Annotated in this window: 22 protein-coding genes; 17 read left to right on the top strand and 5 right to left on the bottom strand. The window is 69.7% G+C overall.

Annotation, left to right across the window (positions count from 1 at the left end; all coding sequences use genetic code 11):
* Positions 1 to 154: 154 nt before the first annotated feature.
* Positions 155 to 859 (top strand): hypothetical protein, encoded by a 705-nt coding sequence (locus OG589_RS20800; protein ID WP_405151446.1) that lies wholly within the window; start codon positions 155 to 157, stop codon positions 857 to 859.
* A 151-nt stretch (positions 860 to 1,010) separates the two neighbouring features.
* Here the strand turns inward: OG589_RS20800 and OG589_RS20795 are convergent, their stop codons facing one another.
* A complete protein-coding gene (locus OG589_RS20795; RefSeq protein ID WP_405151445.1) occupies positions 1,011 to 4,376 on the bottom strand; it encodes a S8 family serine peptidase in 3,366 nt (1,121 codons plus the stop codon).
* A gap of 295 nt (positions 4,377 to 4,671) precedes the next feature.
* Here OG589_RS20795 and OG589_RS20790 point away from each other — a divergent pair, with 295 nt between their 5' ends.
* From OG589_RS20790 to OG589_RS20750, 9 genes are all read left to right on the top strand, one after another.
* Entirely contained in the window at positions 4,672 to 4,926 is a 255-nt protein-coding gene (locus tag OG589_RS20790; protein ID WP_248964602.1) for a Smr/MutS family protein, read from the top strand.
* An 82-nt stretch (positions 4,927 to 5,008) separates the two neighbouring features.
* Positions 5,009 to 5,644, top strand: coding sequence for a pyridoxamine 5'-phosphate oxidase family protein (locus OG589_RS20785; RefSeq protein ID WP_405151443.1), 636 nt, complete (start codon positions 5,009 to 5,011; stop codon positions 5,642 to 5,644).
* Between the two features lie 472 nt (positions 5,645 to 6,116).
* Entirely contained in the window at positions 6,117 to 6,245 is a 129-nt protein-coding gene (locus tag OG589_RS20780) for a hypothetical protein (RefSeq protein WP_392836383.1), read from the top strand.
* Between the two features lie 69 nt (positions 6,246 to 6,314).
* The gene (locus OG589_RS20775) at positions 6,315 to 7,175 is read left to right on the top strand and encodes a JmjC domain-containing protein (RefSeq protein ID WP_405151441.1); all 861 of its coding nucleotides are present in this window, start codon (positions 6,315 to 6,317) and stop codon (positions 7,173 to 7,175) included.
* Entirely contained in the window at positions 7,172 to 8,089 is a 918-nt protein-coding gene (locus tag OG589_RS20770; protein ID WP_405151439.1) for a JmjC domain-containing protein, read from the top strand. Before OG589_RS20775 ends, OG589_RS20770 begins: the two co-directional genes overlap by 4 nt.
* Before the next feature lie 86 nt (positions 8,090 to 8,175).
* Entirely contained in the window at positions 8,176 to 10,008 is a 1,833-nt protein-coding gene (locus tag OG589_RS20765; RefSeq protein ID WP_405151438.1) for an alpha/beta hydrolase family protein, read from the top strand.
* Position 10,009: 1 nt separating this feature from the next.
* Complete coding sequence (locus OG589_RS20760; RefSeq protein WP_405151436.1) at positions 10,010 to 10,579, top strand: GNAT family N-acetyltransferase; 570 nt, start codon at positions 10,010 to 10,012, stop codon at positions 10,577 to 10,579.
* On the top strand, positions 10,572 to 11,852 hold the full coding sequence (locus OG589_RS20755; protein WP_405151434.1) for an MFS transporter: 1,281 nt from the start codon (positions 10,572 to 10,574) through the stop codon (positions 11,850 to 11,852). The genes OG589_RS20760 and OG589_RS20755 overlap by 8 nt, the downstream gene beginning before the upstream one ends.
* A complete protein-coding gene (locus tag OG589_RS20750) occupies positions 11,842 to 12,723 on the top strand; it encodes an aminoglycoside N(3)-acetyltransferase (RefSeq protein WP_405151432.1) in 882 nt (293 codons plus the stop codon). The genes OG589_RS20755 and OG589_RS20750 overlap by 11 nt, the downstream gene beginning before the upstream one ends.
* Positions 12,724 to 12,794: 71 nt before the next feature.
* Here the strand turns inward: OG589_RS20750 and OG589_RS20745 are convergent, their stop codons facing one another.
* Both OG589_RS20745 and OG589_RS20740 read right to left on the bottom strand, forming a co-directional pair.
* A complete protein-coding gene (locus tag OG589_RS20745) occupies positions 12,795 to 13,307 on the bottom strand; it encodes an SHOCT domain-containing protein (protein ID WP_405151431.1) in 513 nt (170 codons plus the stop codon).
* A gap of 40 nt (positions 13,308 to 13,347) precedes the next feature.
* The gene (locus tag OG589_RS20740; protein ID WP_405151429.1) at positions 13,348 to 14,772 is read right to left on the bottom strand and encodes a M1 family metallopeptidase; all 1,425 of its coding nucleotides are present in this window, start codon (positions 14,770 to 14,772) and stop codon (positions 13,348 to 13,350) included.
* Positions 14,773 to 15,066: 294 nt separating this feature from the next.
* Between OG589_RS20740 and OG589_RS20735 the strand changes: the two genes are divergently transcribed.
* From OG589_RS20735 to OG589_RS20705, 7 genes are all read left to right on the top strand, one after another.
* A complete protein-coding gene (locus OG589_RS20735; protein ID WP_405151428.1) occupies positions 15,067 to 16,029 on the top strand; it encodes a copper resistance protein CopC in 963 nt (320 codons plus the stop codon).
* Between the two features lie 80 nt (positions 16,030 to 16,109).
* The gene (locus OG589_RS20730; RefSeq protein ID WP_405151427.1) at positions 16,110 to 16,490 is read left to right on the top strand and encodes a hypothetical protein; all 381 of its coding nucleotides are present in this window, start codon (positions 16,110 to 16,112) and stop codon (positions 16,488 to 16,490) included.
* An 8-nt stretch (positions 16,491 to 16,498) separates the two neighbouring features.
* The gene (locus OG589_RS20725) at positions 16,499 to 17,815 is read left to right on the top strand and encodes a hypothetical protein (RefSeq protein ID WP_405151425.1); all 1,317 of its coding nucleotides are present in this window, start codon (positions 16,499 to 16,501) and stop codon (positions 17,813 to 17,815) included.
* 124 nt (positions 17,816 to 17,939) lie between these two features.
* On the top strand, positions 17,940 to 18,485 hold the full coding sequence (locus tag OG589_RS20720) for a DUF302 domain-containing protein (RefSeq protein WP_405151423.1): 546 nt from the start codon (positions 17,940 to 17,942) through the stop codon (positions 18,483 to 18,485).
* Between the two features lie 204 nt (positions 18,486 to 18,689).
* Positions 18,690 to 19,637: a hypothetical protein gene (locus OG589_RS20715; RefSeq protein ID WP_405151421.1), complete on the top strand. Its 948-nt coding sequence runs from the start codon at positions 18,690 to 18,692 to the stop codon at positions 19,635 to 19,637.
* Between the two features lie 54 nt (positions 19,638 to 19,691).
* A complete protein-coding gene (locus OG589_RS20710; RefSeq protein ID WP_405151419.1) occupies positions 19,692 to 20,363 on the top strand; it encodes a response regulator transcription factor in 672 nt (223 codons plus the stop codon).
* A complete protein-coding gene (locus tag OG589_RS20705) occupies positions 20,360 to 21,706 on the top strand; it encodes a sensor histidine kinase (protein ID WP_405151417.1) in 1,347 nt (448 codons plus the stop codon). The genes OG589_RS20710 and OG589_RS20705 overlap by 4 nt, the downstream gene beginning before the upstream one ends.
* 37 nt (positions 21,707 to 21,743) lie before the next feature.
* On the opposite strand, the gene OG589_RS20700 is transcribed toward OG589_RS20705, so the two are convergent.
* Together OG589_RS20700 and OG589_RS20695 are read right to left on the bottom strand one after the other, a co-directional pair.
* Complete coding sequence (locus tag OG589_RS20700; RefSeq protein ID WP_405151415.1) at positions 21,744 to 22,199, bottom strand: NUDIX domain-containing protein; 456 nt, start codon at positions 22,197 to 22,199, stop codon at positions 21,744 to 21,746.
* 32 nt (positions 22,200 to 22,231) lie between these two features.
* A complete protein-coding gene (locus tag OG589_RS20695) occupies positions 22,232 to 22,513 on the bottom strand; it encodes an SDR family oxidoreductase (protein WP_405151413.1) in 282 nt (93 codons plus the stop codon).
* Positions 22,514 to 22,826 lie beyond the last annotated feature (313 nt).

The raw sequence follows: 22,826 nt of genomic DNA, 5'->3' as shown, positions 1-22,826 counted from the left end.
AGGACGGGGCGATGTTCACGAACTTCCTGTCCTGGTAGCGGGCTGTGATGGACGCGCGCCGGTTCTGCGGCAATGACAGCAGGCGGAGCAGCCGGGCGGGCAGGCGAACAGTGTGCTTTGTGGTCTGTCGGTGGAGGTCACTAGGGTCCCCACCATGCGAAGCAGCTATCTATCCTGGGCCGCTGCAGTGGAGCTGTTCGAGCGGCGCGGCCTTCCCAGAGAGACCTACAGGAACCTGTACGAAGAGGAGTACATCCTGTACCCCGGTAGCGCCTCGATCACTGGGGAGCTCTCCCTCAACGGCGACCCGCGCTCTCCGTGGCGCGACGGCACACCGGAGATGGCGACGGGCTACATCGTGGACGGTGACCTGACCGTCGACGGCAACATCGTCAATGACGACGACGGAGCCGCCGCGCTGGTCGTCCTGGGGAATCTGCGCGCCGCCAACATCAGCTTGGAGGGGGACGCCAAGCTCCTAGTGCAAGGCGACGTCGAGGTCGAGGCCTTCATGGGCAACTGGACCGACAAACTCGTGATGATCCATGGTGATCTGCGCGCGGCGGTGACGATCTTCTGGAACGGGTTTTGCCCCGATCTGATCGCCGGCGGCCTCCGCGGCAGGGCACTCGCCCCCCGCTACCTGGACTTCGCCGACCTGGACATCGGCCGGTTGGAGGACCCTGCCCCCGACACCCCGCTCGCCGACCTCATGGTCCCGGAGGTCCTCGTGGGCGACGATCCCCAGCCGGACGATTTCACCGAGATCGGCATTCGCTCCGGACCGCTGCGCGCGCGTCTGCGTGGGGGTCTTCCCCTCATCCGGCACGGACGCACCGTCCCGACGCTGTCGCCCTGATCCGCACCCCTGTTGGAGGTCCGCGTGCCCCGGCCCAGGCTGCCTGGAGCGGCCCCTGGCCGCTGTCAGGGGCGTAGTAGTGCCTTGACGTGCGCGGCAAGGCAAAGGAAGAGGTGGGCGGGGCCGGTGGTTGCCGGCCCCGCCTGTTGGGTTACTGGACGGTGATCTTGTCTACTTCGATGGTGATGCCCTTCACCTCAGGGGTCGAGGTGGCCGTGGTGATCGAGCCGACTCCGGAGCTGACGCCCTTCACCTTCATGGTGTAGGTCAGCTTGCCGCCGGGCGCGCCGGGCGTGCTGCTGATGCGGTAGTCCTCGGTCGGAGGCCCGGAGATCTGGCCGCCGGCCGTGCCTTCGGAGTTCTCCGCTCCCACGGTCAGCCCGAACGAGGCTCCGGGGTCACCGGGCAGGTTGGACGGGTCGTAGGCGTAGGTGATGTCCTCGGTGCCGTTGAGGCCGATCCACTGCTGGAACACCTTCAGCCCGGTCTCGCCCCACAGGTGGACGCGCCACTCGAGGACGAGCCAGGTGGAGACGCCGTCGGTGAGCGTGCCCGCGTAGATGCCGGGCGCGCCCGTGCCGTCCAGGTCGGTCCAGTAGCTGGCGAGCACGTTGTTGGGCGGTGTCGGGTTGGGCAGGTTCTGCGGCAGGAACGAGACGTCCGCCGTCCCGGACGTACCGCCCACGACGCTGTAGCCGTCGGAGACGATCCCGATGCGGGTGTAGCTCTTGCCCGCGTAGGTGAAGGCGGGGACGTTGAAGTTGACGGACTCCTCGTCGCCGATCGGGGTCGGCGCGATGCCGAACGCGTCCAGCGGGAGGTAGCCCGCGGGGCCGGTGCCCGGGGCGATGGACGGCTTGTCCGGCTGGCGCGCGGCCAGCGTGGTCTTGGTCGTCGCGATCTGGGTGCCCACCTTGGTGGCCCCGGTCACGCTGTTGAGCCGCAGCTTGGCGTCCAGCGTGCTGAGCGCGGTGACCTCGGCGTCCTTCATGGTGGTGTTCTCGACCGTGACCGTGCAGGTGGACTCGCCGGTGTTCTTGGCGATGGTGCTCGGCGCGCAGGTCTGGTCGATCGGTACGGCGCCCTCCTGGCGGTAGAACGCCACCGGCAGGTGCAGGTTACGGGTGCCGCCGGTCTGCTTCAGGTTGACCTGGCCGAAGTACTGGCCGTCGGGCAGGTCCGGAGCGGTGATGATGATGGTGAGGTTGACGCTCTTGCCCGGCTTGACGGTGAACAGCGGCGGCAGCACCGTCACGCTCGCTCCGCTCGGAGCGGTGCCCGAGGCGGTGTAGACGAGCGTCTTGTCGGTGACGTTGGTGACCTTGCGCTTGGCGGTGATGATGCCCGGCATGACCGGCGCGTTCACCGACGGCACGTTCAGGTCGATCCGGTTGAGCGGGTCGGCCGCCGAGGCCGCGTAGTTCGCCGCGGTCTCGTCGAGCGTCAGGCCCGGGTCGCCGGCCTTGGTGAGGTCGATGCGGCCGCCGCCGTAGTCGAACGGGTCGGCGGGGGTGACCCGGTCCTGCTTGGTGACCGCGGTCTTGGCCGTGGTCTCAAGGGCGGACTTGACCTGGCCGGGCGTCCAGTCCGGGTGCAGCGCGAACAGCAGGGCGCCGGCCCCGGCCACGTGCGGGGAGGACATCGACGTACCGGCGATCACCTGGTAGAGGTTGCCCGGGGGGCCCTCAAGGGGCGACTCGGGCGTCGGGGTCTGCCCGGCGAGGATGTGCAGGCCGGGCGCGGTGACGTCCGGCTTGAGGAAGTCGCCGCCCGGTCCCCGCGAGGAGAACGTGGTCATGGCGTCGCCCTGCCAGGTCGTCTTGGTGCCCTGGGTGAACTGCGCCTTCGCGCCTGGGTTGGCGGTGAGGAAGTTCAGCAGCGTCGTGCTGTCCGGCTGGTCGATGTGGACGGTCGGCAGCCAGTGGTTGTCGGTCATCACGTCGAGCGGGGTGGCGTTGTACAGGATCATGCCCGCCGCGCCGCCCTGCTTGACGTTGAAGCCCTTGAGCACGCGGTTGGGGCCACGCTGGCAGGCGACGATCTTGCCGGCGAACAGGCCCGGCGGGGGCGTGTTCTCGCACAGCGCGTTGGAGTACGGCGGAGCGGCGGCCGAGACGATCGGGAGCGGCGAGGAGACCCCCGCCGTGATCGAGGCGCCGGACACGGTGGCCGTGGCCCCGCCCGTCCCGGTGAGCGTCACGGTCGACCGGAAGGTACGGGTCTGCGTGGACGCGGCGACGGTCGTCACCCACGGGCTGCGGTGGTCGGTGGTGTTCGCGCCGGGGCCGGAGTTACCCGCAGAGGCGGACACGAAGACGCCCGCCGCGTACGCGTCCAGGAACGCAAGCTCGACCGGGTCGCTGTACGGGTCGCTGCCGCCCGAGATCGAGAAGTTGATGGCGCGGACGCCGTCGAGGATCGCGCGGCCGACGGCGGCGGCGGAGTCGGAGGGGAAACAGCCCTCGGCGCCGCAGACCTTGTAGACCGACACGGCCGCGGCCGGGGCGATGCCGTGGATGGGGCCGCGGCTGATGCCGAGCGGGTTGGCGTCCGCCACGGGACCGCCGGCCGAGGTGGTGGCGGTGTGGGTGCCGTGCCCGTTGGAGTCGCGGGCGCTGTTCGGGTACACCTCGCCGCCGAAGACGGCGTTGTAGGTGGCCAGGAACGGCTGGCCGCCGATCAGCTTGTGGTTGCAGACGAACGGGTCGTTCGCGGGGGTCAGCGGGTTGTCCCCGAAGTTGCAGACCCGGGGCGTGCCGTCCTTGGTCGGCGGGGCGGGGGGCAGGTTGCCCGGGTCCGCGAAGGACGGGTGCTCGGGCCAGACGCCGGAGTCGAGGCTGCCGTAGACGACGCCCTTGCCGGAGGAGGAGCTGCCGCCCAGCTTGTTGTAGATCGTGGGCGCGCCGATGAAGTCGGAGCTGGAATCCGTGAGGGGCTGCTGGAGCTTGTCCTCCTGCACGGCCGCCACGCCGGGCAGCTTCAGCAGCTCGGCCGCCTTGTTGGCGGGCACGGTCAGCGCGATGCCTCCGTAGACCGTGCGGAGCCTCTGCCCGGGCTTGGCGCCGGGGATCCGCTTGCTCAGCTCGCCGAGGAAGCTGGCCTCGATGCCCTCGATGTGCTGCTCGTACTGCTTGGCGGGTGCGCTCTTGATGTCGAGGCTCTTGCCGGTGACCTGCGGGCTGGTGCCCGGGAGCCCCTTCAGGCCGCCCTTGTACGCCGCCAGCGAGTCGTAGTCGAGCTTGACGACCACGCTGACCGGATTGCTCGTCGTCGCCTTGAACAGGGACGTGTCACTCTTCGCCAGCTTGCCGCTCGGAGACTTCGCCCCCTGGACGCGGTCGGCCGCGGTGAGCGGGGTCGCCTTCCACTTGCTGGTCGAACCTGTCGCGGGAGAGGGGGTCGGTTCCGCTGACGCCGGGCCGGCCGGGCACATCACGCCGACGATCGCGAGACTCGCGCCGACGGCCGCGATGCGGCGCGCACGGGATAAGAGGGTGGGCAGGGGCTTGCTGAGCACGACACCTCCTGGAGAACCACTGGGACCGCCGCCCAGCGGGCATGGAGGAGCCGCGTCGCCCGTGAGAGAGCACGGGAAGGACCCCACCCTCCCCGTTGGGCGACAAGTGGTCGGCCGCCCGTCTCCGGGTGACCAAACACAGACGGAGTCTAGATGCGGACTACATTCACGCCTAGATCACGCCAGCTACAGATGTGCAGCAATATCTGACCAAATATGGACACGATCCGGTTAATTGGTGTGATAGACGCAGTTAGCAGAACGTTCCAAAGCACAGGGACGTACAATCATCGGCGTGAAGCTGAAACTGGATCTCCACGACATCTACAACAGGGGCGGCGAGATCGACCGGGCGCTGCGCGGGATCATCCAGGAGGCGGTGCAGAAGAAGGCCACCGAGGTCGAGATCATCCCTGGCAAGGGCTCTGGCCAGCTCAAGAAGAAGGTGCTGCGCTTCCTCGACCAGAAGGAAATCAAGGCCCTCTACCACCGCATCGACAAGGACGCCAAGAACCACGGCCGCCTGTTCGTGTACTTCCGCTGGAAGTAGGCCGGTGGGGCGTCGCCCGCGGTCAAGAACGCGTCAAGTATGCTGGCGGTGGTCATGATCTTTGACGGCGTGAGGAGACGCGGTGACGGGGAACGCCGACTTCGTGGAGATCACCTCCAAGACCGAGCTGCGTGAGCTGCTCGGCGAGCCGATGCCGAGGGCCGTCGCCAAGGAGCGCGTGGCGCTGCACGAGCGCGACAGGGAGTGGCTCGCGGCCTCCCCGTTCTGCCTGATCGCGACGGCCGGCGCGGACGGCACCTGCGACGTCTCGCCCAAGGGCGATCCGCCCGGATTCACCCACGTCATCGACGACGTCACGATCGCGATCCCCGATCGCCCGGGCAACCGCCGGGTGGACGGCTTCGTCAACGTCCTGGAGAACCCCCACGTCGGCCTGGTCTACGTCGTTCCCGGGCGCACCGAGACGCTGCGCGTCAACGGCAGGGCGCGGCTGGTGCGCGAGGCGCCGTTCTTCGACCAGATGATCGTCAAGGGGCACCGGCCCTCGCTGGCCCTCGTCGTGGAGGTCGAGCAGATCTTCTTCCACTGCGGCAAGTCGTTCCTGCGGTCCTCGCTGTGGAAGCCCGAGACGTGGAACCCCGAGGCGCTGCCGACGCACGCGCGCATAGTCAAGAGCGTCCAGCCGACCGAGGAGACCCTGGAGCAGCTCGAGCGCTACTACGGCCCGGAGTACGCCACCCGCCTCTACGGCTCCTGACGGGCGCGCGCCAAATCCTGACGTTCCTGACGGGCGTGCGCTGAATCGGTCCTGAGGCTCCTGACGGGCGTGCGCTGAATCGGTCCTGAGGTTCCTGACGGCCGCGCGCTGAATCGGTCCTGAACCACTTCTGAACGGCCGCACCCCTACTCGAATCGCCTTCTCCCGTGCGCACTTTCGGCTCTTCTGACAACCCCGTGCCGCGTCCGCGCGCGATCGCATCGCGCTGCGCCAATCGCCTTCGAGCATGCTGACGTGCCGCCCGTCAGGCAAAGGGGTCCTCCTCACCGAGATGCCGTCCGGTGGGCGCGGGAGCGGAAAGACTACCACCGCGACGACCCCCGCAGACGATTTAAATAATGAGCGCAATATCGAATAAATAGCGGTTGACAGCCTTTAAGGGGGTCTGGGTAACCTTCAATTGGTAACGCGATCTACACAAAGTAGGTCGGCCTAGAGAAGGAGAACCATTATGGCACTTCGTGACACCGTGAAGTCCCTCGCCGGCCAGGAGGACGGTGCCGCCGAGCGTAATGTCGGTGAGGCTGAGGACGCTTTCGACGCCCCCATGATGATCATGAACCAGATCCACGAGGCCTAAGCCTCATGGTGGTTCGGGGTCCGGGAGGCGCGGCCTCCCGGATCCCCTTTCTCAAAGGGAATGATTCAATTGGGTCATAAACTTGTCGAGCTCCTTCGCGCCGAGGGAATCTTCGGCGACCTGTGGGCGAAGGACCACAGAGTCGTTCGCGGCGCGGCGAACCCGGCCGACTACATTTCGACGGGCCTCATCACGGAGAAGCTGGAGGCGAGCCTTCTCCGCTGGCCGTACTTCTCGGTGCTCCGTGACGGCCAGGTGCCGCAGGTCGGCACCTTCACGCGCACGCGGAACGTCATCGGCCACCCCCGCGACGGGTTCGCCGACCTGGCGAAGATCCGCCGCCTCATGGACGCCGGCGCGACGCTGAAGCTCAACCAGCTCTCGGACTGGCACCGGCCGACACGGGAGATCGTCCGGGCGATCGAGGAAACGGCCCCCGTGAGCGTGTCCACCTACGTCTTCTGGACGCCGGAGGAGAAGCGGGGGATGCTTCCCCACCGTGACGCCTCCCACGTGGTGGTGGTCCAGCTCGAAGGCCGCAAGGAGTGGCACCTCTACGCGCAGAGGGGCCAGGTCAGGTCGGACGCGGGGCTCGACGTGGACAACGCCGAGCCGAGCCACAGGTTCGTGCTGGAGCCGGGGGACGTCCTGTACCTGCCCCACGGCTGGCCGCACGACGCCGTGGCGCACGGCGGGCCGTCGATGCACCTGACGTTCACGCTCACGGAGCCGACCCCGGAGGACCTGCTGGAGGCCCTCCGGCAGCACATCGAGGACGCCAACCCCGACCTGGTCGGGCGGTTCCACGCGCGGACCCTGGAGCAGCGCTCCTCCGACGTGCAGGCGGCGCTCGTCCGAGGGCTGGACGAGCTCGACGCCGAGACCTGGACACGGCTCGCGCTTTCGACGATGAGGAGGAAGACAGGATGAGCGACCTGGCGGTGGAACAACGCGAAGAGACCGTCCTGCCGACCCGGCTGGAACACCTGGTGGGCGACGTCGACGACTTCTTCGGAAATCACTGGGGGAACCAGCCCACGGTCTTCCGCGCCTCCGCGGACCTGTCGGGCCTCATCTCCGAGCAGGAGATCTGGGACGAGGTCGACTGCGGACTGCTGATCCGGCCCTACTTCACCGCCTTCAACGAGGGGGTGCGGTCGGCGCTCACGGACATGACGAAGAAGCGGAGCATCGTCGGCCACGAGGTTCCCGGTTACATCAACAAGGAACAGATCCTGAAGGACTTCGCGGCCGGGGGGACGTTCAAGTTCAACCAGCCGGAGCACTGGCATCCCCGCATCCGCGCGCTGGTAGAGAGCCTGGAGCCGGAGTTCCGCGCCGAGCTGGAGGCGTACGTCTTCCTGAGCCCTCCCGGCAAGACCGCGATCCAGGCGCACATGGACGGCTCGCACGTGCTGGTGCTTCAGGTCGCCGGTGTCAAGGACTGGCATGTCGGGCTGCTCGACGAGACCTCGATCAGCGGATCGGACCGGTATCACCAGCCCGATATCCCGAAGGACAGGCGCATCGACGTCACCCTCACGCCGGGAGACGTTCTCTACATGCCGCACGGCGCCCCGCACTACGCCACGGCCCGCGTCGGCAACTCGATTCACATCGCTATCACCATCGAGGAGCCGACGACCGGTGACCTGGCCGACGTGTATCTCGCGCAGTTCATGAGCGAGCCGCTGTTCGACAATTTGATGATCGACCACCACCGGCTGAGCCCCAATGCGAAGGTGGACCTTCTCCGTGAACTGCTCGGGGCCCATCTCTCCACCGCCGACCCGATCAGAACGCTGGAATCGACAATCAAAATGAGAAAGGCGCACCAGCGCTAGGAAACAGGGATGTAGAAGCGGTGGAACCGGTCGACCTCGCCAATTGGATCGAATATCTCGGCAGCGAGCCCCGTATGAGGAGCGTGGTGGCGGTAGGGGGTGCCTATTTCGCCCTTATCGTGGAGGTGCCCGAGGGCCGCCGGGCCGTCACCAACGCCATCGTCTATGAACGCGGGCTCACCGGGTGGGCTCCCCAGCGGGTGATCCGGGGCGCCGGCCGTGTGGTCCCCGTCCGGAAGTCCGAGATCGTGTTCGCCAGAGCGGCGGGCCGGGCTCAGAGCATCTCGTACCTGGACCTGGCCCGGCCGGACATGCCCGAGACCGAGATCCGCCGCGTGCCCGGCCGCGTCGGCTCGCTGCTGTGGCGGCCGGACGAGGAGGCGCTGCTGCTGACCTTCCAGCCGCCCGCCGGCACTTCCACCGAGATGCCCGGCGCGCTGCGCACCACGAAGGCCAACTTCTCGCTCGCGGACACCGGGGAGCCGTGGCGGGTCGCCACGCTCTCCCTCGACGGCTCGCTGCGCGAGGAGCGGTGCCCGCCGGCGCTCACGGGCGAGATCACCTGGGCCGAGGGCGGCCGGATGGCCGGGGGCATCGCCCGCGAGGAGCGCGGCGGCGTCCAGAGATACGGGCTCGCCGTCTGGGGGCCGGGGGAGGGGCCGGTCGAAGAGGTGTGGCTGGAAGGGTGCGACCTGTCCGGTCCGCTCACCTCGCCCGGCGGGCGCTCGGTGGCGCTGGTCGCCTCCAGCGGCGGCTTCGGCCCCGACCACCTGGAGCACCACCCGTACGTCCTCGACGCCGCGAACCTGAGCCTCCGGCCCGTTCCCACCGACCGCGAGGTCTGGGCGGTCCCGCAGTGCTGGCTCTCGGAGAGCAGGCTCCTGGCGACCGCCGAGCGAGACAGCGCGCGGACGCTCCAGGTCTGCGACCTGTCCGGCGGCACCTGGTCGGAGAGGGACACCGGGACCTCCGTGCTTTCGGTGTCGGCGGCCGGGGAGGACCGCATCGTCGCGATCCACTCGGGGATCGACACCCCTCCGTATCTCACGGCCGGCGACCTGGACGGGCCGTACGAGGAGCGCGTGGAGTCCTCCGCGCCCGTGACCGGGCTGACCGGCCCCCTGGAGCGGCACCGGGTCGTGCTGGACGAGGTTCCCATGGGGTACGCGCTGTGCCTTCCCCCGCCGGGCGTACCGGTGCGGGGGCTGGTCGCGATGTTCCACGGCGGCCCCACCATGAGCTGGTGCGACTGGTCGTGGAGGTGGAACCCCTGGCCCTTCACGCGGCTCGGCTTCGCGGTGGCCCTGCTGGAGCCGCCCATGTCCAGCGGCTACGGCACCGCCAACATGGCCGCGGGCTGGCGCGCCTGGCGGTCGGGCATCGGGGCCGGCGCGGTCGCGCTGGTCGAGGAGGTCAGGACGCGGCACGGCCTCGACGGCGTCCCCCTCATCGCGATGGGAGGCAGCTTCGGCGGCTACCTCGCCCTGCACGCCGCCTGCGAGCTGGACGTCCGCCTCGCCGTCGCGCACGCGAGCCCGGCGGGCCTGTCGTCCGTGGCCTACGGCTCCGCGGTCCTGTGGTCGTGGGTGCGCGAGTACGGCCACCCCCTGGACGAGGCCCGCCTCTACGACGAGGAGTCGGTCAGCCCCCGGCTGGTGCGGCCGGGGACGCGCGTCCTGCTGTCGCACGGGATGGCCGACCACCTCGTCCCGTACACCGAGTCGGTGCGCGCCCACCGGATCCTGGTGCGCGAGGGCGTCGACAGCGAGCTTGTGCTGTTCCGCGACGAGGGCCATGCTCTCCGGCAGCCCGGAGTCGTCGCCGACTGGTACCGCTGGACCGCGCGAGCGTGTCTGGAGGCCGCCGCGACGACTCCGGGCCAGGACAGGTTCAGTTCCGTCGACATGGGGAGCGATTGATATGCCGGGAACCCTGGAGCTTCGGCCCGTCGTGGAGGCCGACCTCCACGCCTTCGACGCGGCCTTCCAGAGCGAGGAGGGCGCGAGCACGTACCAGTGGTTCGGATTCACCCCGACCGTCGGCCAGTACGAGGCGCTGCGCGCGCGGCGGCTGCTCGGGGGGCCGGACAACATGCTCTCCGTCATCGTGGACGGCGAGCTGGCCGGCCGGGTCGAGTGGCTGGAGCGGCGCTGGGGGCGCAGGGACACCTCGCTGTGCTGGGAGATCGCCATCGGCCTGCTGCCGGGCCGGCGCGGGCGGGGCATCGGCACCCGGGCACAGCGCGAGCTGGTGCGCTACCTGTTCACCCACACCCGGGTCGAGCGCGTGCAGGCCACCACCGACCCGGAGAACCGCGCCGAGGTCAGGTGCCTGGAGAAGGTCGGGTTCCGGCTCGAAGGCACCGTACGCCGCGCGCAGTGGCGCGGCGGGCGCTGGCACGACCAGCTTCTGTTCTCCGTCCTGCGAGACGAGTTCGACCTGACGGCGCCGGACACCCCGGCCGATCGAGAAGGCGGGCCCAATGGCTGATTCCACACTGAGCCTCGCCCGCGCCTGGCGGGCCACGCGGGGACACACCGACGCGCGCAGGCTGGTCGCCGTGCACGTCGTCGACTGCGTGGGCAACGGCGTGCAGTTCTCCACCCTGGTCCTCTACCTGAACCGGCAGTCGGGGCTGAGCGTCTGGCACATCGGGCTCGGGCTGGCCGTCGGCGGCGCGTTCGGCCTGGTGTCCAACCTCGTCGCCGGGCGGCTGTCGGACAGGTGGGGAGGGCGGCGCCTGCTCGCCGGACTGCTCATCGGCCTCGGCGCGGTCTTCTGCCTGCTGCCGCTGGTGCGGAGCCTGGGAGCGTTCATCCTGTTCGCCACCGTCTACTCGCTGCTCCACTTCTCGTGCGGAGCCCCGTTCATATCGCTGATCGGAGACGCGTTCGGGGCGCAGGACCGCGCGCGGGGCCGTGCCATGATCCGGTCGTTCGGCAACGCCGGCATGGCCCTCGGCGCCGGGGCGTCGGCGATCCTGCTCGCCGCCGCACCCGGCTCCTTCCTGGCCGCCTCGCCGTTCGTCAACGCGGGCAGCTTCCTGCTCGCCGGGCTGATGGTGGCGCGCCTGCGCGGCGGAGCGGTCAAGCGCCGGCCGGACGCCGCGCCGAGGACCTCCGGCTGGCACGCCGCCTTCGAGCGCGGCATGCCGTCGATGATCGTCACGACGTCCGTGCTGGGCCTGCACTCCTCGCTGCTCGCGGTCGGGATCCCCCTGTGGATCTCGGTCACCGGGGTCGTCCCGCCATGGAGCATCCCGGTGCTGATCGGCCTGAACACCGTGCTCGTCGTGGCCTTCCAGGTCGCGGCCGCCGAGCGTTCCGGGGTGTCCTTCCCCACGGCGGTGCGGGGGTCGCGCGTGGCGGGAGTCGTGGGCGCGGCCGGCTGCGCGGTCATGGCGGTGTCGCTGTGGCCGGGCTCCACGGCTGTGGCCGCCGTCATCCTCGTCGCGGGCTTCGGGCTGCTGACCGTCACCGAGCTGCTGCAGAACGGCGCGGCGTTCTATCTGGGCCTGAACCTCGGCCCCGACGACCGCCGGGGCGAGTACGCCTCGGCGTTCCACCTCACGCAGATCATCGAAGGGGTCCTCGGCCCGCTGGTGATCGGCGCGGTGTTCGCCGGAGGGGACGGGGCGGCGTGGCTGGTCTTCACGGCGGCGCTGCTCGCCGCCGCGGCCCTCTACCGGCGGGTGGCGGGGAAGGTGGCGCACCTGGATCCCGCGCCCAGGGAGCTCGCCGGGGTGGGCGGAGATGCTGCATAGCGCCGCCGACGAGAGCGTGCCCGGGCCGTTCACGCGGGAGGGCCTGGCCGGGGACCTGGGCGCGCTCGGGCTCACGCGCGGTGACGTCGTCGTCGTCCACGCCTCCATCAGGGCGATCGGATGGGTCGTCGGCGGCGGCGTCGGGCTCCAGCAGGCCCTGCGGGACGCCGTGGGGGAGGAGGGCACGCTGGTCGTCCCCTCGTTCACCACGTACCTGAGCGACCCCGGCACGTGGGTGAACCGGCCCGTCCCGCCGCGGTGGTGGGAGACCGTGCGCGCGACGCTCCCGCCGTTCGACCCGCACCTGCACCCCGCCCAGCCGGGCCTCGGCCGGTTCCCCGAGATCGTCAGAACGGCCGGGGGCGCGCGAAGGTCGTCGCACCCGCTGTACTCCTTCGTCGCCGACGGCCCGCACGCCGAACGCGTCGTCGCCGGCCACCCGCTGTCGTACGGCCTGGGCGCCGCCGGTCCCCTCGGGCGGCTGTACGACCTCGGGGCCAAGGCGCTGCTCCTCGGGGTCGGCTGGGACAAGTGCACGATGCTGCACCTCAGCGAGCATCTGACGCCATTCAGGGGGCGTAGGACGCATCGGGTGGCCGTCCCCGCCGGCCGGGCGGACGGCCTGACCACCTGGCGTGAGACGCGGCAGCTCGTCATGTACGAGGGCGACTTCGACCGGGCCGGGGAGTACATCGGCTCGCGGGGCGCGGGCCGTACGGGGGCCGTGGGGAACGCGCGGTCGGTGCTCTGCCCGGTACGCCCGCTGGTCGACGCGGCGAACGACTACTTCCTGCGGCACAGGGACCTGACCCGGGCCCTCGCCCCGCCGTACCTCCGCGACGTCCGCGAGTCGGACCCGGCGGCGTACTAGGCGTTCCCGGCTCGGCCGGGGCTTCGCGGCGGGATCGCCGTGCCGTGGATCAGGGGGCGTGACGGTGGAGGTCACATTTCGGAGAGGATCTTCGCTTTCGCCTGCTCGAACTCGGCGGGGGACAGGGTGCCCGCGTCGAGCAGCTCGCGGAGTTTCTGGAGCCGGACGATCGGATCCTGGGCGTCCGTGGGCCCGCCGGTTGCCCCTGCTGGGGGAGGAACCTGCCCGGGGGTGAACATCTGCCAGGAATCGGGCGTCTCGCCACGGGTGAACACCTGGCCCCTCGTCACGATGACCCGGCCGCCCATGCGGGTGGCCGGGTCCAACGCGTCATTAATACGGTCGATCGGGGCGGGCCCGAAGCCCTTGAAGGTGCCCAGGAAGAAGCTCAGCAGGCCGCCGATGATGGCGCCGGGGAGGATCCAGGCCCACTTCTCCGTGCCCGGCGGGCATTCGCGCGCGGAGACGTAGTTGCCGCCCGACGCGCAGCTACCGCCACGGATCAGCTGATACAGCGCGTAGAACGCGAACCCCAGGCAGACCAGGGAGATCAGCGAACCGATGCAGACACGAATTCGGTACATCACAGCGCGAACCGTACATGAGTGGACCGAACTTCCGCGCCTACCAGGCCGAAGGCTTTCCCTTCTGGTTGAGCCACACGTCGAAGAAGTTCGTCAGATTCATGCCCGACACCTCTTGCGCCTGACGGACGAAGTCGGCGGTGCTCGCGTTGCCGTACCGGTGCTCGGTGGCCCAGTCCTTGAGCAGGCGGAAGAACGCCGTGTCGCCGATCTTGCCGCGCAGCGCGTGCAGGGTCATGGCGCCCCGGTTGTAGGGCACGTTGCCGAACATGTCCACCGGGCCGGGGTCGGTCGTGACGGTCTGCCAGAACGACGAGGTCGCGGCGCGCCCGTAGTTGCTCGACGAGCTGAACGTCTGCTGCGCGGTGGCGCCGCCGTTGTGCTCGGTCCAGAGCCACTGGGCGTACGTCGCGAAGCCCTCGTTGAGCCAGATGTCGGACCACCGGCTGAGCGACACGCTGTCGCCGTACCACTGGTGGGCGATCTCGTGGGCCATCGTGCCGAGGCTCGGGGAGCTGGAGAAGATGGGCTTGGTCTGGCTCTCCAGGGCGTAGCCGACGTTGGGCGCGCGATCGACGATCGCCCCCGCCGAGGCGAACGGGTACGGCCCGAAGATCGTGCTGAAGTACTCGATGATGTCCGGGATCCTGGCGACGGTGGCCGCCGACTGGGTGGCCAGCTGGGGGTCCACGGCGGTGTAGATGGGGATGCCGCTCGGCGTCGCCGACCGGGTCACCTGGAAGTTCCCGATCGTCATCGTCGCGAGATAGGTCGCCATCGGCTCGGTCGAGTCCCAGACGAACGTCGTCCGGCCGTTCTTGGTCGTCTGCGAGAGCAGCTGGCCGTTGCCGACCGCGGTGATCCCCTCGGGCACGGTCACGTGGAAGGTGAACGTCGCCTTGTCCGTGGGGTGGTCGCTGCCGGGGTACCACGCCGTGGAGCCCTGCGGCTCGCCCGGCACGAACACGCCGTCATCGGTGGGGACCCAGCCCTCGATGGACTCGTCCGGGTCGGTGATGACCGGCGGCGTCCCCGCGTACTTCACGACGACCGTGAAGGGCTTGCCCTCCTTGAGCTTGGGGCGCGGCGTCACGACGAGCTCCTGCCCGTCCCGCCGGAAGTCCGCCTGGTGCCCGTTCACCGTCAGGGAGGTGATCTCGGGGCCGCGGAAGTCGAGGTCGAACTGGTCCAGGTCCTCGGTCGCGACCGCGGTGATCGTCGTCACGGCGTCGATGCGGCGGCCGGCCGTCTCGTAGGAGAAGGTGATGTCGTAGTGCTGGACATCGAAGCCGCCGTTGCCCTGGCCGGGGAAGTACGAGTCGCCGATGCTCGGCGCGCCGGCCGAGTAGCGCGGCTTGCCGGGCTCCCCTGGGGCGGCGAGTGCGGGGTGTGCCAGCGGGACGCTGACCAGGAGGCTCAGCGCGGCGGCGGTGACGGCCGTACCGCCCAGACGGCGAAATCTCATGCGATCCCTTTCAGCGGTTCAAGCCGTGGAAGCTGAAGCGGATCGTACAAAGGGGCGACAAATAGGTCAAGATCGGGCTATTTCACCCACTTACGGATATTGACGTTTATGCGGCTTCGTGGCGACAATGTGGCCCAGTATCCGTGCGTGACACCGGTCGGCACACCGGCGAGCGCGACGGCTCATCCCCAATACGACGTGGTCGGCGCACGCGTACGGTACCCGGAAGGATCGACGCTGCGCTCTTCACGCCGCACACGGCTCTGGCGGGTCACCCCTGCGCATCTCGGGAGGGTGGCACGGTGGGCAGGCCGGTTGCTCCTCCTCGCCGTCGTCGGCGGCATCGCGATGGCCGGCCTGGCGCCGCCCGCGTCCGCCCACGGGCAGCTCGCGCTGTCGAACCCCGCGAAGGACAGCACGGTCTCCGAGCCGATGGAGGCGCTGGAGCTCTACTTCACCGAGCAGCCCACCGCGAACGCGTACTTCACGGTGACGGCCCCGAGCGGTGTCCGGGTCGACCGGCACTGGACGTACGGGGAGTCCAAGCGCCTCGACGAGCCGGTCCAGGAGTACCAGCTCGTCGACGGCACGTGGGAGCCACGCCTGTTCCACACCGGGTACGCGGCGAAGGTGCCGGTGGCGTACTGGCCGGAGCAGGGCACGTACGTCGCCCGCTACCTGACGGTGGCCTCGGACGGGGAGGAGGTCAAGGGGGAGGTCCGGTTCACGTACAAGGGCAAGATGTCGGCACCGCCCAAGGGCTGGAAGACCCCCACAGACCAGCCCGAACCCGCCCTGCTCGCCGCAGCCGGCGGCGAGAGCACCGTGCCCCAGACCGGCACCCAGACCACCGTGCCCCAGACCGGGACGGTCCCCGAGACGGGCGCGACGACCGTCCCGCAGGTCGGCCCCGTCCCCGGCACGGCCACCACCGCGCCGCAGGCCGGGCCCACCGCCGGGCCCACCGCCGGTCCCGAGACCGGGGGGACGAGCGCCGTGCCCAGGGCCGGATCCGAGACCGACTCCGGCAGCGGCGTGATGGTCTGGCTGGTGCCCGCCGTCCTCGTTGTCGGAGCGGGCGTCATGGTCGTCCGCGCGGCACGCCGACCGGCACCGGCCGGCGCCTCGGCCGGGCGGCCGCCATCCGGCGACGCCGCGTCCCGCAGGCCTCCCTCCGGCCCCAAGGCGAGCAAGCCGTCGGCCCAGCGCGCGGCCAAACCAGGCAAGAAACCCCCCGCGAAGGCCAAGCGCCGCTGAACCGCGAGAGGCCCCACGCGAAGGCCACCAAGCGCCGCTGCAATCGCTCCACCCTTCACCGCCCCTCAGGAGAACCGCCGATGACGTCCACCATCGCCCGCCGCCGTCCGTTGCTCGCCGTCCTGGTGTTCGCCATCGCGTTGCTGATGGCCACCTCGGCGTGCGGCGCCTCGAGTGCCGCCGCGCCCGGCGCCTCGGCGGTCAAGGAGATCGCGGTGACCATCGCCGGCCGTAAGGTGACGCCGCCGCCCGGACGGGTCGACGTCACCAAGGGCCAGACGGTACGGATCACGGTGACCAGCGACGTGGCCGACGTCGCGCACGTGCACGGCTTCGACAAGGCGGCGAACCTCCAGCCCGGCACCCCCGCGAAGATCGAGTTCGTCGCGGACCAGAGCGGGCTGTTCGAGGTCGAGACCCACGGGACGGGGCTGCAGCTGTGCCAGCTCCTGGTGCGCTAGGCGGCGGGGTGCTCCTGGCTCACGGCATCGGCGGCCGCCAGGACCTGCCGATCCCGTTCTCGGCGGCGATGACCGGCGCGATCCTCGCGCTGCTGGTGTCGTTCGCGGCACTCGGCGCGCTGTGGACCGAGCCGAGGCTGGGCGGCGTCCTCGCGCGCGCCCGGCCGCTGTCCGCCCTGTTCCAGCGGGCGGTGTCCTCCACGGCCTGGCCATGGGTCTGGCGGCTCGCGGGGCTCGCCGCCGCCGCGTACTTCTGCGTAGGCCTGCTCTTCGGCCCCGACCGGGTCGAGAACCCCACCGCAGGGGTGTTCTACGTCCTGTTCTGGGTGGGCCTGGTGCCGCTGTCGCTGCTGTTCGGCCCGGTATGGCGCAACCTCAACCCGCTGCGCACCTTGCACCTGCTGGCCTGTCAGGTGCTCGGACGCGACCCCCGGGCCGGGCTGCGACAGCTCCCGCCCGGTCTCGGCTACTGGCCCGCGGCGGCCGGCATCTTCGCCTTCGTGTGGCTGGAGCTGGTCGCCCCCGAGCGCGCCACCCTTCCCGTCATCACGATCTGGCTCGCGGCGTACACGGTGCTCATGCTCGCGGGGGCGGTGGTCTTCGGGGCGGACTGGTTCGACCGGGGGGACGCGTTCGAGGCGTACAGCACTCTGGTGGGCAGCCTCGCCCCGGTGGTGAGGCGTCGCGACGGGGTCGTGGCCTGGCGCAACTCCCTCGACGGGATGGCCGGGCTACGACCCGCCCCAGGGCTGACGGTGCTGGTGGTGGTGCTCCTCGGCTCCACCATGTACGACAGCCTCTCCAACGCGCCGGTCTGGGTGCGGTTCGTACAGGAGAGCGCGCTGCCGGCGCCGGTCATGGGAACCGCCGGGCTGGTCGCCGTCATCGGGCTGGTGCTCGCGGCCTACCTCGGTACGACTGCGCTGGCCGGCCGCTGGGGTGACGCGAAGCCGGGCGCGACGGCGGGCGAGCTGGCCCACGCCATCGTGCCGATCGCCGTCGGGTACGTGGTCGCCCACTACTACACGCTCTTCCTCCTTGAGGGGCAGCGCACCATCGCCCTGCTCTCGGACCCGCTCGACACCGGGGCGAACTGGCTCGGCACCGCCGACTGGACGATCAGCGCGGCCGGCACCACCCCCGCCGGAATCGCGATGCTCCAGGTGACGGTCATCATCATCGGCCACGTACTCGGCACCGTCCTCGCCCACGACCGCGCCCTCGCCCTCTTCCCCCGCCGCACCGCCGTCCTCGGCCAGATCCCCCTGCTCCTCCTCATGGTCGTCTACACGGTCGTAGGCCTGCTCCTCCTCTTCGCCGCCTGACCTGCGCACCCCGCGTGCAAAGAGCACGGCATCCCGCGCTGAAGACTCCCCAAAGGCAGGTGTGTCCCCCCGGCAATCGGTGATGACCGCCCCGTCCGGGGTGGATGACACATCGGGAGGGATCATGGGCCGGCAGGTACGCCACAGGATCGAAGTCGTGCCGCACCAGGTGAACCGCCTGTCCATCGGGGTCGGCATGCCGTTCGACGAATTCCGCGCCCGCTACGAGCGGGCCGTCCCGAAATTCGAGGCCGAACGCTTCGAGCGGCTCGCCGAGAACGACGTCGACTGGGACGCGATCCTCCAGGCGACGGCCGAGAACGCCCCGCACAACTTCATCCTCTACTGGAGCGGGGACTTCACCCACATCATGCGGCTCGCGGGGGACAGGTGGCGCTCAGTGGAGTACCTGATGGGCAACCATGTGATCGCCCAGCGCATGTACCACCACAACCCCGCAATCCTGCTGTACGCCCCCCTGCGCACGGCCATCTACGAGGACGCCGACGGCGAGACCTGGTTCACGGTGGAACAACCCACCACCCAGTTCTCCAGCTTCGGCGACCCGGCTATCACCGAGGTCAGCAAGGAACTAGACCGGGAACTAGCCTCCCTCCTCGAATACCTACACGTCCCGGTCCCCGCCACTCTCACCTCACCCGCGGGGTGACGAGTACCTCTCTGCCTTCAGACGCAGAAAGCACCCCATCGCGTCGCGACCCCTCGCAGGGACACGAGCCAGGCTCTCGGCACCAGGGCGTTGTTCTAAGGAACCTCTAAAGCTGGCCAAAACTACACTTGAGGCCGCGATGTTTGTGTTGTCGCCACGGCGCCGGTTCTCGTCCGGTGCGCTCAGTGGAAGAAAGGCATCACGATGATGAAACGCACACGTCTGGTGGTGGCCGCGGCAACGCTCACCGCGCTGGCCGCGGCCGGTACGGCATCGGCGGCGGCATCCGATTCGGCCCCGACACCCGGGGCCGCGCAGTCCGGTTCCGCGACGGTCAATCCGGAAGGGACGTCCAAGGCGGCCGCGGATGCCGACTTCGCCTCACTCGCGGCGAAACTCGGGGTGACGATCGACCGGCTCGATGCCGCGCTGGTCGCGGCCAAGACGTCGCTGGCCACCTCGACCGGTGTTACACCGGATGCCTTCGTCGCGGCGGTCGCGACCAACCTGGGGCTGCCGGTCTCGCAGGTCCAGGACGCTGTGGGGCCGCTGGTCGCCAAGCCCGCGCCGGGTGATGACCACGGCGAGCAGGACAGCAAGGACAAGAAGGGCGTGGACGGCCCGCAGAACTCGCTAGACGGGAAGTCCAAGGCGGCCGCGGATGCCGACTTCGCCGCGCTCGCGGCGAAGCTCGGGGTGACGATCGACCGGCTCGATGCCGCGCTGGTCGCGGCCAAGACGTCGCTGGCCACCTCGACCGGTGTTACACCGGATGCCTTCGTCGCGGCGGTCGCGACCAACCTGGGGCTGCCGGTCTCGCAGGTCCAGGACGCTGTGGGGCCGCTGGTCGCCAAGCCCGCGCCGGGTGACGACCACGGCAAGCAGGACAGCAAGGACAAGAAGGGCGTGGACGGCCCGCAAGACTCACCGTTCACCACAGACGCCGCGGCGGCGTCTGTGGCCGCGGCGCTCGGCGTCGATCAAGCCAAGGCCAAGGCCGCTCTGACCGCTGTGGTGGCGTTGGGATCGGCTTCCGGCGGAGTCGATCCGACGTCCAAGGCCTTCGGCGACATCGCCGCCTCGCTCGGGGTCAGCTCCGACCGGCTCACCGGCGCGTTGGCGGATCTGAAGCGGTCGCTGGCCTACGGCTGACAGCCGCCGCATCTCACAGCACAGCTTCAGGATCGACGATGAGGATGGGCGACCATGCGGATACTTGTGGTGGACGACGACCCGGCTGTGCGGCGGTCCTTGGAGCATGCGTTGCGCCGGGACGGCTACGACGTGTCGTTCGCCGCTGATGGGGCGTCCGCCCTCGCCGAGCACGGCGAATTCCGCCCGGACGCGGTGGTGCTCGACGTCCTCATGCCCGAACCGAACGGGCTGGAGGTGTGCCGGACGCTGCGTTCGGGCGGGCTCAACACGCCGATCCTGATGCTCACGGCCCGGGACCTGGTCACCGACCGGGTCGCCGGGCTCGACGCGGGGGCCGACGACTACCTGGTCAAGCCCTTCGCCTTGGACGAGCTGCGGGCCCGACTCAGAGCCCTGCTCCGGCGCAGCGGCGCCAGGGCCGAGGTGCTGCGCTTCACCGACGTCGACCTGGACTTGAGCGGCTGCAGGGCCGAGCGTGCCGGTCGGCGCCTGGAGCTGACCAAGACGGAGCTGTCGCTGCTGGAGCTGTTCCTGCGCAATCCCGGCCGGGTACTGAGCCGGACCCAGATCTTCGAGTCCGTCTGGGGCTACGACTTCGGCCCGGAGTCGAACGCGCTGTGGGTCTACATCAGCTACCTGCGGAGCAAGCTCGAGGCGGACGGCGGCACCAGACTGATCCAGACGGTACGCGGCCTGGGTTATGTCCTGCGCGAGGAGCCATGAACCTGCGCACCCGGTTGGCCATCGCCGGCGGTTCAGTGGTCGCGGGCGCGCTGGTGCTCGTGTCGGCGGTCCTGTATCCGGCTGTGGAGGCCAACCTCCGCGGCCAGATCGACAGCTCACTGGTCGTGGCGGTCGGCCAGGCACCGGCCGTGGCCATGGCCATCAAGGCCAAGTACAGCATGTCCATCACGCAGCCGGACTTCCCGGCTGTTCCGCTCGGGATCGGGAACACCCAGCTCCAGATCGTGCCAGGCCCGGTCCTGATCGGGCCGTCGACGCAGTTCATCGACCTCACCGCCCGCGACGTCGCAGTCGCGAACGGCACCGCCACCGCCTACTTCCATGACGCGGTGTACAACGGCGTCGGCTACCGCGTCTACACCGCCCGATTTGGAGCAGACGGGGCGCTCGTGCGCACAGCCATCCCGGAATCCGATCCCGTACCCACCCTACGCCAACTCGCCTGGCTGCTCGCCGGCTCGACGGTGGCCGCCGGACTCCTGGCGGCACTGGCCTCACGCCTGACAGCACGCCGCGTCCTACGCCCGGTAGGCCGGCTCACCGAGACGGTCGAACTGATCCGCACGACGGGCGACCTGACCATCCCGATCCCCGCCGACAGCCGGGATGAGATCGGCCGGCTCGGCTCCGCGTTCGCCGCGATGACCGCTGCCCTGGACGAGTCGGTCGGCGCCCAACGCCGCCTGGTGGCTGATGCCTCGCACGAACTCCGAACACCACTAACGAGCCTGACCGTGAACCTCGAACTGCTGGCGGAAAACCTGGCCGACGCGCAGGCCCCACTCCTCGCCGCCGAAGCGCTCGGCCAGGCCGGCGAACTCAAAACACTGGTCAACGACCTGGTCGACCTGGCCCGCTACGGCCAGCCCGCGTTCCACACCGAAGACGTCCGCCTCGACCTCGTCGCCGAGCGCGTCGCAGCCCGCGCGGCGCGTCGGGCACCAAAGATCGGATTCGAGCTGACCTGCGCGCCCACTCTCGTCCACGGAGACCCCGACGCCCTGGAACGCGCCGTCGCGAACCTTGTCGACAACGCCGTGAAATGGAGCCCGTCCGGCGGCCAGGTCCGGATCAGCGTCAAGGAGGGCACCCTCGACGTCGCGGACGCCGGCCCAGGGATCCCCGACAGCGACCTCGAATTCGTCTTCGACCGCTTTTACCGCTCACCCGAAGCCCGCGCGCACCCTGGCTCCGGACTAGGCCTGGCCATCGTCCGACAGGTCGCCGAAGCTCATGGCGGAACGGCAGAAGCCGTGCCGTGTCAAAGCGGCGCGATACTGCGGCTGGTGCTGCCGGTGTGTATCGAACACGCGGAGCCCTAGAGCGACGGAGGGCGGGGGCGCTTCGTGCTGCGTGGGATCAGACGGAGCGCGAGTACTGCCGCCCTAGGTCGGTGAGCTCGAACAGCCGTCCGGCGTGCTCGCCGAGTAAGTCCGCGACCGGCTCGGGCTTCAGGGCGATCGCCGCCACGCCTGCGGGGCTCAAGGGCACTTCCTCGACGATGTACTCGCCCCGCGAGGGGTCGTCGAATTCCGGTCCACTTCGCCGCGCCGGATCCCATTGGTCGGTGCGCGCGAGGAAGAAGTACTGTCGCTCGCCGTCCTGGACGTGCACGTGCACCAGCGAATGGATCTCGGCATGCCCGCCGAGTTCTTCGTCGACCTCGCGCAGTAGCGCGGCCTCAAGGCTGGTGTCGGCCGGCTCGACACCGCCGCCGGGCAGCACCCAGTACGGTGCCATGCCCGGCCGCACCCGCTTGATCGTCAGTAGGTTCCCGCCCGGAGTGATGAGGATGGCCCGTACACGTTCCTCCATGGGAGGGTCCTTCCGGTCAGTGCAGGAGTCGGTCAGTGCAGGAGCCGGCCGCCATCGACGTGCAAGGACTGGCCGGTGATGAAGGACGCCGATGGCCCTGCTAGAAACGCTACCGCGCCGGCCGCATCTTCCGGTTGGCCGCGCCGGGCAAGACACTGACGCGCGATCTGTCGATCTGGTGCGGTGCGGTGGTGCGTGGGGAGCCGTGTCTCCCGCTCCACCTGGATGGGGCCAGGGACCACGGCGTTGACCGTGATGGCGTGCGGGCCGGGTTCGCGGGCCAGTGGATAGTTCAGCCCGGAGAAGGGCCTCAAACAAGTGCGCAGCGAACGTCAGGGTGTTCCCGCAGAGTTAGCTCAGCCTTGTAGGGGCGGCTGGTCTCCTCGTGGGGTACCAGCGCCCAGTCCATCGGCGTGCAGGGCAAGTTTGTGTCCACATCGCGGCGCTTACCTGCTGCGTCGCCTTGACGGCTTGGTACGTGAATGCGAAAAGAGCCCGCCCTCCCGAAGGAAGACGGGGCTCAATTCGTGGTGCTACAGGTCGGTACCCGAGTGAACGCCAGGGTGTCCTCATTGCCCCTACGAGGGGTCGCAACCCACCCGACTGGTCTTCAGCCTGGACAGTGAG

The organism is Sphaerisporangium sp. NBC_01403, from assembly GCF_045040145.1.
Lineage (GTDB): Bacteria > Actinomycetota > Actinomycetes > Streptosporangiales > Streptosporangiaceae > Sphaerisporangium > Sphaerisporangium viridialbum.
Note: the sequence above shows the minus strand (reverse complement) of the source record. Positions and strands in the feature narration are given on the sequence as shown.

Coding starts and splice junctions, on each gene's coding strand:
- OG589_RS20800 (WP_405151446.1), top strand. CDS start 155: ATGCGAAGCAGCTATCTATCCTGGGCCGCTGCAGTGGAGCTGTTCGAG.
- OG589_RS20780 (WP_392836383.1), top strand. CDS start 6,117: ATGGCACTTCGTGACACCGTGAAGTCCCTCGCCGGCCAGGAGGACGGT.
- OG589_RS20770 (WP_405151439.1), top strand. CDS start 7,172: ATGAGCGACCTGGCGGTGGAACAACGCGAAGAGACCGTCCTGCCGACC.
- OG589_RS20760 (WP_405151436.1), top strand. CDS start 10,010: ATGCCGGGAACCCTGGAGCTTCGGCCCGTCGTGGAGGCCGACCTCCAC.
- OG589_RS20755 (WP_405151434.1), top strand. CDS start 10,572: ATGGCTGATTCCACACTGAGCCTCGCCCGCGCCTGGCGGGCCACGCGG.
- OG589_RS20750 (WP_405151432.1), top strand. CDS start 11,842: ATGCTGCATAGCGCCGCCGACGAGAGCGTGCCCGGGCCGTTCACGCGG.
- OG589_RS20745 (WP_405151431.1), bottom strand. CDS start 13,307: ATGTACCGAATTCGTGTCTGCATCGGTTCGCTGATCTCCCTGGTCTGC.
- OG589_RS20740 (WP_405151429.1), bottom strand. CDS start 14,772: ATGAGATTTCGCCGTCTGGGCGGTACGGCCGTCACCGCCGCCGCGCTG.
- OG589_RS20730 (WP_405151427.1), top strand. CDS start 16,110: ATGACGTCCACCATCGCCCGCCGCCGTCCGTTGCTCGCCGTCCTGGTG.
- OG589_RS20720 (WP_405151423.1), top strand. CDS start 17,940: ATGGGCCGGCAGGTACGCCACAGGATCGAAGTCGTGCCGCACCAGGTG.
- OG589_RS20715 (WP_405151421.1), top strand. CDS start 18,690: ATGATGAAACGCACACGTCTGGTGGTGGCCGCGGCAACGCTCACCGCG.
- OG589_RS20710 (WP_405151419.1), top strand. CDS start 19,692: ATGCGGATACTTGTGGTGGACGACGACCCGGCTGTGCGGCGGTCCTTG.
- OG589_RS20705 (WP_405151417.1), top strand. CDS start 20,360: ATGAACCTGCGCACCCGGTTGGCCATCGCCGGCGGTTCAGTGGTCGCG.
- OG589_RS20700 (WP_405151415.1), bottom strand. CDS start 22,199: ATGGAGGAACGTGTACGGGCCATCCTCATCACTCCGGGCGGGAACCTA.